The following is a 10,431-nucleotide window of genomic DNA, read 5'->3' as shown; positions in this document are numbered from 1 at the left end:
CAGCTCGTCGAGGCCGGCGCCGGTGACCCCGCTGACCGCGACCGCCTCGACTCCCTCGAGCGAGGTGCTGCGCAGCCGCTCACGAGCCTGCGCCAGCGCGGGTGCGGGGTCGGCCAGGTCGGCGCGGGTGACCACGAGCAGGCCGTGCCGCACGCCGAGCGAGTCGAGCACCGCGACGTGCTCGGCGGTCTGCGCGCGCCAGCCCTCGTCCGCGGCGACGACCACGACGACGCCGGGCACCGGTCCCACGCCGGCGAGCATCGTGGCCACGAACCGCTCGTGGCCCGGCACGTCGACGAACGCCACGGTCTCACCGCCCGGCAGCGTCGTCCAGGCGAAGCCCAGGTCCAGCGTCATGCCGCGGCGGCGCTCCTCGGCCAACCGGTCCGGCTCGATGCCGGTCAGCGCGCGCACCAGCGTCGACTTGCCGTGGTCGACGTGGCCGGCGGTCGCGAGCACGTGCATGGTGGGCGTTCCTCGGGAAGGATTGGCGGAGGCGGACAGGAATCGAACCTGCCTGACCCGGATACCGGGCCACGTCGGTTTTGAAGACCGCGGCGTCCACCAGGAACACGTACGCCTCCGACTGGGGACTATATGACCACGCCGGTAAGACTCACCCAGTACGCCCACGGCGGCGGGTGTGCGTGCAAGATCCCGCCAGGCGAGCTGGAGGAGATGGTCGCCGGCCTCGGCCCCGTTCCGTCCGGTCGCGAGCTGCCCGGCGAGCTGCTCGTCGGGCTGGAGAGCGGCGACGACGCGGCGGCCGTGCGGCTCAACGGGGACACGGCGGTGCTGTCCACGACGGACTTCTTCACGCCGGTCGTGGACGACGCGTTCGACTGGGGCCGGATCGCCGCGGCCAACGCGCTGTCGGACATCTACGCGATGGGCGGCACGCCGCTGCTCGCGGTGAACCTGCTCGGGTGGCCGCGGGACGTGCTGCCGGCGTCGCTGGCGCGCGAGGTGCTGCGTGGTGGTCTCGCGGTCGCCACCGAGGCGCGTTGTCACCTGGCCGGCGGGCACTCGATCGACGACCCGGAGCCGAAGTACGGGCTCGCGGTCACCGGCACCGCGCACCCTTCTCGGTTGCTGCGCAACGACTCCGCGGTCGCCGGGCTGCCGATCAGCCTGACCAAGCCGCTCGGCGTCGGGGTGCTGAACAACCGTCACAAGCAGACCGGAGAGGTGTTCGCCCACGCGGTCGAGTCGATGGCCACGCTCAACCGCGAGTCGTCTGCGGCGGCCCTGGCGGCGGGCGTCCGAGCGGCGACCGACGTGACCGGGTTCGGGCTGCTCGGGCACCTGCACAAGATGGCGCGGGCGAGCGGGGTGACCGCGGTCGTGTCCGCGGCCGCGGTGCCGTATCTCGACGGAGCCGAGTCCTCGGCGCGCGCGGGCTACGTATCTGGCGGCACGAAGCGAAACCTCGACTGGGTCCGCCCACACCTCGACCCCGGCGAGGCGTCCGAGCTGACGCTCCTCCTCCTGGCGGACGCCCAGACCTCCGGCGGCCTACTGATCGCCGGCGAGATCCCCGGCGCCCCGGTGATCGGCGAGCTCGTCCCTGCCGTGGACAGAGTCACCGTCCAAGTCCGCTGACCGCGTCAGGCGTCGGTCTCCGTGCGATCGGCGCCCCACAGCGTGTGGAAGCTGCCCTCCCGATCGACCCGCCGGTAGGTGTGCGCGCCGAAGAAGTCGCGCAGCCCCTGGATCAGCGCGGCCGGCAGCCGGTCGGCGCGTAGCGCGTCGTAGTACGCCAGCGACGAGGAGAACGCCGGCGTCGGGATGCCCGCCTGCGCGGCGTGGGCGACCACCCGCCGCCACGCGTCCTGGCCCTGCGCCACCGCGTCGGCGAAGTACGGGGCCACCAGCAGCGACTCCAAGCCCGGGTTCGACGCGTACGACTCGCGGATGCGGTCCAGGAACCGGGCCCGGATGATGCAGCCGCCGCGCCAGATGGTGGCCATCGCGCCGAGGTCGATGTTCCAGCCGTACTCCGCGCTCGCCGCCGCCATCTGGTCGTAGCCCTGCGCGTACGCGACGACCTTGGACGCGTACAGCGCCTTGCGCACCTCGTCGACGAAACCGTCCCGATCGGACACCGGCACCGAGCCCCGCGCCGGCCCGGGCAGCACGGCACGGGCGGCCGAGCGCTGGGCCGGGTGCGCGGACAGGGCACGGGCGAACGTCGCCTCGGCGATGCCGGTGACCGGCACGCCCAGGTCCAGCGCCGTCTGCACGGTCCAGCGGCCGGTGCCCTTCTGCTCGGCCTGGTCCAGCACGACATCGACGAAACCCTTGCCCGTCGCGGCGTCGGTGTGGCCGAGCACCTCGGCGGTGATCTCGATCAGGAACGACTCCAGGTCCCCGGAGTTCCACTCCGCGAAGATCTCGGCCAGCTCCGCCGGCGAGGCGCCGAGCCCGTCGCGCAGCAGGTCGTAGGCCTCGGCGATCAGCTGCATGTCGGCGTACTCGATGCCGTTGTGCACCATCTTGACGAAGTGGCCGGCACCGTCCGGGCCGACGTGCGTGCAGCACGGCGTGCCGTCGACCTGCGCGGCGATCTTCTCGAACATCGGGCCGAGCGAGGCGTAGGACTCGGCCGAGCCGCCCGGCATGATGCTCGGCCCGAGCAGCGCGCCCTCCTCGCCGCCGGACACGCCGGCGCCCACGAAGTGCAGACCACGCTCGCGCAGGTCGGCCTCGCGGCGGCGGGTGTCGGCGAAGTGCGCGTTGCCGCAGTCGATGATGATGTCGCCGTCCTCGAGCAGCGGCACCAGCTCGTCGATGACCGCGTCGGTGGGCCCGCCGGCCTTCACCATGATCACCACGCGCCGGGGCCGCTCCAGCGCCGCGACGAACTCCTCCAGCGTCTCGGTCGCCACGAACGTGCCCTCGTCGCCGTGCTCGGCCACCAGGGACTTCGTACGCGCCACGGTCCGGTTGTGCAGGGCCACCGCGTACCCGTTGCGGGCGAGGTTTCGGGCGAGGTTGCGGCCCATGACCGCGAGTCCGGTGACGCCGATCTGTGCCGGAGAGCTCATGTGGGTCCTCTCGTCGCTGTTCTGGCCGCAACCTTGCCGCAGGATCGTCCCGCTGTCAGCCCGCGAGCGGCGCGCGCCACGGTGGATAGGCTGGTGACATGTTGCTCGCCGAGGAGTTGCTGCTGCTGGCGCTGGACGACGGAACCGGCAAGAACCGCGTCTCCAACATCGAGAAGGGGCTCGCCGGGGCGGTCCTGCTCGAGCTGGCGCTGCTCGACCGCGTCCGCGTCACGGAGAAGGGCGAGCAGGTGCGGGCGGGCCGGCTGGTGCTGCGGCCCGGGCCGGCACCCGAGCACCCCGTGCTGGTCACCGGCCTCGAGGTGCTCGCCAACCGGGAGGGGCGCAAGCCGCAGCACGTGATCGACGCTCTCGCGAAGCGCCTGCGCGAGCGGCTCACCGACGGGATGGTCGATGCGGGCGTGCTACGCCGGGAGTGGCGCAAGACGCTGGGCCTGTTCCCCTCCCAGCGCCTGTTCCCGCAGGACACGGCCCACAGGTCGACCGTCCGCAAGCAGGTCCGCACGGCCCTGGACGGCGCGAAGCCGGACGAGCGGACGGCCGCGCTCATCGCCCTGGTGTCCGCGCTGAACGCGGTGACCACCGTGTTCGACGTCCGCGACCGGCGCGCGGCCCGCCGCCGCGCCAAGGAGATCGCCGAGGGCAGCTGGGCGGCGACGGCGGTGCGCAAGGCGGTGGAGGCGGTCTACGCGGCGACGACCGCGGCGGTCGTGGCCAGCACCGCGGCCTCGGGTGGCGACGGCGGAGGCGGTTAGTCCCGCCGGGTGACGATGACCTGGGTGCCCGCGACGCTGCCGGCCAGGACGGCGACGGCCAGCGCGAGGTAGGCGAACCCGGGCAGCAGCACGCCCGTCGGGTCGGCGCCCTCCTCGCTCAGCAGCGTGACCAGCGTGTTCACCGGCGGCAGCCCGCGCACCAGCAGGAACACCATCAGCAGCAGCAGCGTCGCGAGCAGCGCCGCGCCCCGCCGGCGGATCACCAGCCGCGAGGTGGGCAGGCCGACCGCGGCGCCGGTGCAGGCCCCGGTCAGCAGCGCCATCGCGCCCACCACGAGGTCGGCCAGGCCAAGGCCGCGGTTGCCGAGGACGACCGGCAGCGCCAGCAGCGGGAGGATCAGCACGGCGAACGTCGACACCACGACCACCGCCACGGCCACCAGCTGCGGCCACGACTTACCGGCGTTCACCGACGTGATCGCGCGCTGCACCGGGTCCTCCGCGGTGGCCACCGCGACCGTGAGCCAGGCCGCGCACACGAACGCGACCGCGGTCATCGACGCGAAGATCGGCACCGCCGGCTCGATCCCGGCGTCGCGGGCGAAGGTTCCCATGCCGATGAGGAACAGCAGCACCGGCGGCAGGTAGCGCTGCGAGTGCAGCATGACCGAGGCGGTGTAGCGAACCAGCGGGATCACGAGTCACCTCCGAGCGCGACCGCGACGGGCTCGTCGACCCGCACCACCGACCAGCCCTCGCCGAGCACCTCGAGCAGCAGCTGGTCCGCCTCGGCCCGCTTCACCCGCACGAAGACCTTCTCCCCGTCGTGGGCCATCGACATCGCCCCGGACAACGACTTCGGCAGCGCGACCGGCTGGTCGAGGTCGGTGTCCGCGGGCGGGTTGAGCACCACCTGGGTCACCAGCACCGGCTCGGCGTCGAGCTCGATCAGGCTGCCGTTGACCACCTGCATCACCCGCGTCGCGCCGACGGTCTGGCGGTGGTCGGTGTAGACGACCGTGCCGTCCGCGCCCGCGACCTCCTCGACGAGCTCCGCCAGCACGCTGTGCGCCACCACGTCGAGACCGGCCCACGCCTCGTCGAGGACGAACAGCCGCGGCCGGACGACGACCGCCTGCGCGATCGCGACCTTCTGCAGGTTGCCGTTCGACAGCCGGCGCAGCGGGGTGTTCCGGCCGCCGGAGAGCGCGAACCGGTCGAGCAGGCGGCCCGCCCGGCCGGCGGAGTCCTTGGTGGTCAGCCCGCGCAGCCGGCCCATGTGCGTGAGGTAGGACAGCGCGGACATGCTGTCGTCGTCCGGGAAGTACTCCGGGACGTAGCCGACCTCGCGCGGCCGGCCGGACACCGTGCCGCTCGTCGGCCGCGCCACGCCGGCCAGCAGGCGCAACAGGGTCGACTTGCCAGAACCGTTGCCGCCGGTGATCGCGACGACCTCGCCGGGCGCCAGGTCCAGGTCGATCTTGTCGAGCACCATGAGGCCCGTTCCGTACCGCTTGCCAACTCCCCGCAGCCGCATCGCCCTATCTAACGCCATCACGGGTCATGGTCACGTCGGCCGAACGTCGGTTGTTAGCCGAGACCGCCGATGATGTCGCCGAGCAGACCGCCGTCATCGTCGTCGCGGTCGCCGTCCGGACCCCGGCCGTTGCCATTGCCGTTGCCGTTGCCCGGCCCGTCGTCCCCTGGGTCCGGCGGCGGGGGCGGAGTCGTCTGGCTGCTGCGGTCGGGCGGCTCGGGATCCTCGGGCGGCCGGCTCGGACGCGCGGGCGCCTCGCGCTGGGCGGGCGCCTGCGGGTAGGACTGCGCCGGCGGCTCCGCCCCGGGCTCCGCGTCCTGCTCCTCGGCCGGCGAGTCCTGTCGCTGCTCACCGGACTGCTCGCCCGGCGGGCCGGTGGTCGTGGTCGTCACCACCACGGCCGCGAGCGCGGCCAGCGCGAGGCCGATGCCGGCCAGACCGGCGTAGGCGGGGCGTTTGCGCGGCGGCGGCTCGGCCGCCGAGTCGTCGAGCGTCACGGACCCGAGCCCGGCCAGCAGGTCCAGCGGGTCCTCCTGAGCCGAGTCGAGGCCGGGCAGCGGGATGTCGGTGGTGTCGCCGGCGGCGAGGTTGCGCAGCAGCTCGCCGCACCGCACGGCGTCCGGCCGCTGGTCGAGATCCGGGTCGGTCATCATCTCGATGACCGTGCGCCACTCCGGCCCGAGGTCCTGGGGCAGGCACTCCTCGAGCAGCACGCCGAGCGCGTGGATGTCGTCGGAGGGCCACACGAGGCCGTGGTCCACGCCGAAGCCGGTGAGTTGGCCCGCGCCCTGCTCGTCGATCAGCACGTTGTGGGCGTCGATGTCGCCGTGGACGATGCCGCGCTCGTGCACGTAGTTCAGCACGTCGGCCAGCTGGGCGCCGAGCTGGGCGAGCGCGGAGGGCGAGATGTCCTGGTCGTCGACGTAGTCGCTGAGCGGGCCGCCGTCGATCAGCCGCATCACCAGGTACGGCAGGACGGTGTCGAGGTTCACGTCGTAGACGGTGACGAGACCCGGGTGGGACAGGCCGGCGAGCAGCTCGGTCTCGGCGGCGAAGCGGGCGAGGTCGTCCTCGCCGGGAGTGGTGTGGAAGAGCTTGACCGCGACGCGGCGTTCGAGCCGCACGTCGTCGGCGACGTAGACGGTGGTGGCACGGCCGGACCCCACCCTGGTGCGCAGGACATACCTGTCGCCCAGAGTCCCTGTGGTGTTCCACTGCGTGTGGTCCATGAGTACCCTCCGCCGAGGATAGGGGCTACCCGACGCGGAGCGGGGCGAAACGGGCGGAAATTTTCAGGCCGGGAAATCGAGCCGATAGCCCTCGTCGGTGAGCCACGGCAGCAGCTTCTCCAGCGCCGCCACGGTCTGGTCCCGTTCGCCACCGCCGTCGTGCAGCAGGATCACCGAACCGGGCCGCACGCCCCGCCGCACCGCGGCGACGATCTTCGCCGTCCCCGGCCGGCTCCAGTCCCGGGGGTCGACCGTCCAGCCGAGCGGCCGCATCCCGTGCCGGGCGGCCGTGCGCTCCAGCGGTCGCGACCAGTTGCCGCCGGGCGCGCGGAAGTAGCCGATCGGCACGTCGTCGCCCGCGGCCGCGTGCAGGTCGTCGCTGGCCTGGATCAGTTCGCGATCGATGGCCGGCAGCGGGCGGCGGGCAAGCCGCGCGTCGTGGCGGACGGTGTGGTTGCACAGCCGCATGCCCGCGTCGACGACGTCGCGGACGAGGTTCGGGTGGCGTCGGGCCTGCGAGCCGACCATGCAGAAGGTGGCGACCGCGTCGTACTCGGCCAGCAGGTCCAGGACTCGCGGCGTGTGCACGGGGTGCGGGCCGTCGTCGAAGGTCAGCGCCACGACGCGGTCGTTCGTCGCCAGCCGCCGGATCAGCTGTGCGGACACCGGGTCGGGCTTGGCCGCGGGCCGCGGCCGGGCCTGCGCGTGGGTCGGCTCGGCCGCCTCCGGCTCGGACTGGAAGGTCTGCACGAGCACGGCCGCGACCAACGCGATCGCGAGGAACAGGACGGTCCACCGGTAGATGTAGGGCGGCTCGAGCACCTGTCTGCGCACCGTGGCCTCCGGCCTGACTGCCGCGTCCCTCAGTGTTTCCGACCGTAACTCGTCCGGGCCCCGGCGCAAGACGAACCCGCACCGACACGCCGACTGATCGCGGCCTGGCGGGGTACTCGGTCCGCCACGCACGAGGAGGCGAAATGTCCGACGGACCGACGCAACTGCCCAAGAGCGCCTGGTGGCGCGCGCTGAAACGCGCGGTCAAGGAGTTCTTCGCCGACGACATGCTCGACTGGGCCGCGGCACTGACCTACTACAGCATCCTGTCGATCTTCCCCGGCATCGTCGTGCTCACGGCCGTCGTCGGGCTGCTCGGTGAGTCGGCGACCCAGCCGCTGATCGAGAACATCCAGCAGCTCGCTCCCGGCGGGGCACGCGACACGCTCATCGGTGTCATCGAGCAACTGCAGGGCTCCGCCTCGTTCGCCGGACCAGTCGCGATCATCGGCCTGCTCGGCGCGCTGTGGTCGGCGTCGGGGTACATCGGCGGGTTCATCCGCGCGTCCAACGCGGTCTACGAGGTCGAGGAGGGCCGGCCGGTCTGGAAGACGTTGCCGCTGCGGGTGTTCCTGACCCTCGCCATGGTGCTCCTGCTGGCGGCCGCCGCGCTCGGCGTGGTGCTGACCGGCGGCGTCGCGGAGCAGGTGGGCGAGCTGCTCGGCCTCGGCTCCACCGGCGTGCTGGTGTGGAACATCGTTAAGTGGCCGGTGCTCGCGATCCTGGTCAGCCTCGCGATCGCGCTGCTGTACTGGGCCTCGCCGAACGTGCGGCACCTCGGGTTCCGCTGGCTCACGCCGGGCAGCGCGCTCGCGGTGTTGACGTGGGTGGTCGCGTCGCTCGGGTTCGCCTTCTACGTCGCGAACTTCGCCTCGTACAACAAGGTCTACGGCTCACTCGCCGCGGTCATCGTGTTCCTGATGTGGCTGTGGATCTCGAACATCGCGATCCTGCTGGGCGCCGAGCTCGACGCCGAGCTGACCCGCGAGCGGCAGATCGAGGAGGGGCACCCGCCGGAGGAGGAGCCGTTCCTGGAGCCGCGCGACACCCGGGCGATGGACTAGGGGCGGTAGAGGCAGAACGGGTGGCCGTCGGGGTCGAGGCAGACCAGAACCTCGTGCTGGGGCTGGAAGTCGGCGACGACGGCGCCCTGCGCCCGCGCGAACTCCCGCGCCGAGCCGAGGTCGGCGACCGCGATGTCGAGGTGGCTCATCGGCTGCTGCTCGCCGGCCGCGCTCGGCCAGACGGGGCGGACGTAGCCCTCGTCGACGTGGAACGACAGGCCCGGGCCGCCGCCGGGCCGCTCCAGCATCGCCCAGCCCGGCTCGCTGGTCACCACCGGCCAGCCCAGCAGCCGGTGGTAGAAGTCGGCCAGTGTCACCGGATCCGGTGTGCTCAGCACGGTCGCGGTCAGGGTCATCGCCGGTCGGTCGCTCATCTCGCCCACGGTAGCCCGGACTTCCCGGGCAGGCCGGGCCCGACCGGCGCCCTCACCGGTCGGGCCCGACGTCCACCTGCCAGTGGCTACTCGGCCAGCAGCCGGGCCATCTGCCGGATCTGCGCCGTGCGGGACCCGACGATCCGCTCCGCCAGATCGGTAGCACCCCGGTACTTGCCGGACCCGGTTTCGATGCGCGCCAGCTCGACCGCGCCGTGCTGGTGGCCGGTGAGCACGTTCAGGAACGTCCGGTCGAACTCCGACCCGGCGGGGATCCGGCGCAGCGCGTCGACGACCTCCGGGTCGGTGGTGTGCATGCCGCCGTGGCCGGTGTGCGCCCGCGGGTTCGGGTCGGCGGCGACCGGCTGGTTCCAGTCGCTCAGCCACTCCTTCATGTCCGCGAGCTCGTCCGCCTGCGTGGCCTCGACGGCGGCGGCGAAGGTGCGCACGTCGTCGCCGGTGGCCCGGGTCGCGGCCAGGCCCGCCAGCTCGACGCCCTGCTCGTGGTGCGGCACGAGCATCTGCAGGAACATCACGTCGGTGTCGTTGAACGTGTCGGGGAGCGGCGGCGCGGTCTGTGGCGGGGCCGACGTGGCGGCGAGCGTGCTGCCGCACCCGCTGAGCACCAGCACGGCTGCGAACACCGCGGCGAGGAGTCTCATCGTGTCACTCCGGGTCGCTGATGGTCGCCGGCCGGCCCGCCGGGCCGCGGCGGGCCGGCCGGATGTCCTACAGGGACTGCCACAGCGCCGGCGTGCTCGCCGGCTCCCAACCGGGCAGCGCGGTGTGGTCCTGTCGGCAGCGGTAGGTCGTGCCGCCGTAGGTGACCGTGCTGCCGGACTGGTACGCCGTCCCCGACGCCCACGTCCCGCCGGCCGGCGGGTTCTCCGCGGGCGGATTGTTCGGCGGCTGCGACGGGCTGCCGCCACCGACCTGGAGGTCGACGCACGCGTAGAAGGCGTTGGCCGTGTCCGCGATGTTCCAGACCGCCAACAGCTTCTGCCGCCCGGAGGCGTTGCCGAGGTCGACCGTGTGCGACAGGGTCGGCGGCGGCTGCTGGCCGTTGCCGGAGAACTCGGCGACCTTCGTGTTGCCGAGGTAGTACTCGTAGTTCGAGGTCGCGTGCCGTGCGGTGAACGTCCAGGTGAACGTGACCGTGCGGCCGACCGAGGTGGCGTGCCACCCCTTGCCGTCATCGTTGAGGTCGGCGAACCGCGGCACGCCGCCATTGCAGCTGCGCAGCCCCTTCGGCCCCTCGACGCTCTGCGGCTCCCACTTGATGTCACCACACGACACGGTCCCTTGGGCGCACTGCGCCTGCCGGCTGGGCGGCGACGAGATGTAGCCATGCGAACTGGCCGAGGCGGCTGGCATCACCACCAGGAGCAGCGGGGCGAGGGCGAGAGCGCCCCCGAGGACGGCCAGTCTCCGTTTCAGGCTCATGTCATCTCCCGGGTTGCAGGGTGTACTCCGGAGATGTGGTCCAGACCACATCTATGGTCTAGACCAGATTGACCCCGTAGTCAAGTAGTCGCCCCAAGTGACGGCCACGAAAAGTCCTGGTCCACACAGGACCGCGCCCGATGCGACGCCGCCGGTCACGTTCCAGTAT

Annotated in this window: 12 protein-coding genes and 1 tRNA gene; 3 read left to right on the top strand and 10 right to left on the bottom strand. The window is 72.5% G+C overall.

All coding sequences use genetic code 11. The features are described from left to right. A partial coding sequence (locus ACRDSK_RS27335) for a GTP-binding protein (protein ID WP_431444191.1) occupies nucleotides 1-465 on the bottom strand: 465 nt, incomplete at its 3' end. A 23-nt stretch (nucleotides 466-488) separates the two neighbouring features. Further along, a tRNA-Sec gene (locus ACRDSK_RS27330) sits at nucleotides 489-584 on the bottom strand. Nucleotides 585-597: 13 nt separating this feature from the next. Here ACRDSK_RS27330 and selD point away from each other — a divergent pair. Then, the gene (gene selD, locus ACRDSK_RS27325; protein ID WP_431444190.1) at nucleotides 598-1,602 is read left to right on the top strand and encodes a selenide, water dikinase SelD; all 1,005 of its coding nucleotides are present in this window, start codon (nucleotides 598-600) and stop codon (nucleotides 1,600-1,602) included. A 5-nt stretch (nucleotides 1,603-1,607) separates the two neighbouring features. Here selD and gndA read toward each other — a convergent pair whose 3' ends face one another. Continuing rightward, nucleotides 1,608-3,047, bottom strand: coding sequence for an NADP-dependent phosphogluconate dehydrogenase (gene gndA / locus ACRDSK_RS27320; protein WP_431444189.1), 1,440 nt, complete (start codon nucleotides 3,045-3,047; stop codon nucleotides 1,608-1,610). 98 nt (nucleotides 3,048-3,145) lie between these two features. Here gndA and ACRDSK_RS27315 point away from each other — a divergent pair, with 98 nt between their 5' ends. Next, entirely contained in the window at nucleotides 3,146-3,820 is a 675-nt protein-coding gene (locus tag ACRDSK_RS27315; protein WP_431444188.1) for a GOLPH3/VPS74 family protein, read from the top strand. Here ACRDSK_RS27315 and ACRDSK_RS27310 read toward each other — a convergent pair. From ACRDSK_RS27310 to ACRDSK_RS27295, 4 genes are all read right to left on the bottom strand, one after another. Next, a complete protein-coding gene (locus ACRDSK_RS27310) occupies nucleotides 3,817-4,479 on the bottom strand; it encodes a hypothetical protein (protein WP_431444187.1) in 663 nt (220 codons plus the stop codon). The genes ACRDSK_RS27315 and ACRDSK_RS27310 overlap by 4 nt on opposite strands. Next, entirely contained in the window at nucleotides 4,476-5,336 is an 861-nt protein-coding gene (locus ACRDSK_RS27305; RefSeq protein WP_431444185.1) for an ATP-binding cassette domain-containing protein, read from the bottom strand. The genes ACRDSK_RS27310 and ACRDSK_RS27305 overlap by 4 nt, the downstream gene beginning before the upstream one ends. A 35-nt stretch (nucleotides 5,337-5,371) precedes the next feature. Further along, on the bottom strand, nucleotides 5,372-6,547 hold the full coding sequence (locus ACRDSK_RS27300; RefSeq protein WP_431444184.1) for a serine/threonine-protein kinase: 1,176 nt from the start codon (nucleotides 6,545-6,547) through the stop codon (nucleotides 5,372-5,374). Between the two features lie 63 nt (nucleotides 6,548-6,610). Further along, on the bottom strand, nucleotides 6,611-7,381 hold the full coding sequence (locus ACRDSK_RS27295; protein ID WP_431444183.1) for a polysaccharide deacetylase family protein: 771 nt from the start codon (nucleotides 7,379-7,381) through the stop codon (nucleotides 6,611-6,613). Between the two features lie 143 nt (nucleotides 7,382-7,524). On the opposite strand from ACRDSK_RS27295, the gene ACRDSK_RS27290 reads away from it, so the two are divergent. Beyond that, nucleotides 7,525-8,445, top strand: coding sequence for a YihY/virulence factor BrkB family protein (locus tag ACRDSK_RS27290; RefSeq protein ID WP_431444182.1), 921 nt, complete (start codon nucleotides 7,525-7,527; stop codon nucleotides 8,443-8,445). Here ACRDSK_RS27290 and ACRDSK_RS27285 read toward each other — a convergent pair. The 3 genes from ACRDSK_RS27285 to ACRDSK_RS27275 all read right to left on the bottom strand — a co-directional run bounded on the left by ACRDSK_RS27285 (nucleotide 8,442) and on the right by ACRDSK_RS27275 (nucleotide 10,262). Beyond that, the gene (locus tag ACRDSK_RS27285) at nucleotides 8,442-8,819 is read right to left on the bottom strand and encodes a VOC family protein (protein WP_431444181.1); all 378 of its coding nucleotides are present in this window, start codon (nucleotides 8,817-8,819) and stop codon (nucleotides 8,442-8,444) included. The genes ACRDSK_RS27290 and ACRDSK_RS27285 overlap by 4 nt on opposite strands. Nucleotides 8,820-8,905: 86 nt before the next feature. Next, nucleotides 8,906-9,481 (bottom strand): DUF305 domain-containing protein, encoded by a 576-nt coding sequence (locus tag ACRDSK_RS27280; protein WP_431444179.1) that lies wholly within the window; start codon nucleotides 9,479-9,481, stop codon nucleotides 8,906-8,908. Between the two features lie 67 nt (nucleotides 9,482-9,548). Further along, nucleotides 9,549-10,262, bottom strand: a complete 714-nt coding sequence (locus tag ACRDSK_RS27275) for a lytic polysaccharide monooxygenase (RefSeq protein ID WP_431444178.1) — start codon at nucleotides 10,260-10,262, stop codon at nucleotides 9,549-9,551. Nucleotides 10,263-10,431 lie beyond the last annotated feature (169 nt).

This window comes from Actinophytocola sp., assembly GCF_050699915.1.
Taxonomy (GTDB): domain Bacteria; phylum Actinomycetota; class Actinomycetes; order Mycobacteriales; family Pseudonocardiaceae; genus Actinophytocola.
The sequence above is the reverse complement of the archived record's forward strand: the minus strand, read 5'-3'. Positions and strand labels throughout refer to the sequence as shown.

What these genes read in the sequence shown, in the direction of transcription:
- selD (WP_431444190.1), top strand. Translation starts at nt 598, where the DNA reads ATGACCACGCCGGTAAGACTCACCCAGTACGCCCACGGCGGCGGGTGT.
- gndA (WP_431444189.1), bottom strand. Translation starts at nt 3,047, where the DNA reads ATGAGCTCTCCGGCACAGATCGGCGTCACCGGACTCGCGGTCATGGGC.
- ACRDSK_RS27315 (WP_431444188.1), top strand. Translation starts at nt 3,146, where the DNA reads ATGTTGCTCGCCGAGGAGTTGCTGCTGCTGGCGCTGGACGACGGAACC.
- ACRDSK_RS27305 (WP_431444185.1), bottom strand. Translation starts at nt 5,336, where the DNA reads ATGGCGTTAGATAGGGCGATGCGGCTGCGGGGAGTTGGCAAGCGGTAC.
- ACRDSK_RS27300 (WP_431444184.1), bottom strand. Translation starts at nt 6,547, where the DNA reads ATGGACCACACGCAGTGGAACACCACAGGGACTCTGGGCGACAGGTAT.
- ACRDSK_RS27290 (WP_431444182.1), top strand. Translation starts at nt 7,525, where the DNA reads ATGTCCGACGGACCGACGCAACTGCCCAAGAGCGCCTGGTGGCGCGCG.
- ACRDSK_RS27285 (WP_431444181.1), bottom strand. Translation starts at nt 8,819, where the DNA reads ATGAGCGACCGACCGGCGATGACCCTGACCGCGACCGTGCTGAGCACA.
- ACRDSK_RS27280 (WP_431444179.1), bottom strand. Translation starts at nt 9,481, where the DNA reads ATGAGACTCCTCGCCGCGGTGTTCGCAGCCGTGCTGGTGCTCAGCGGG.
- ACRDSK_RS27275 (WP_431444178.1), bottom strand. Translation starts at nt 10,262, where the DNA reads ATGAGCCTGAAACGGAGACTGGCCGTCCTCGGGGGCGCTCTCGCCCTC.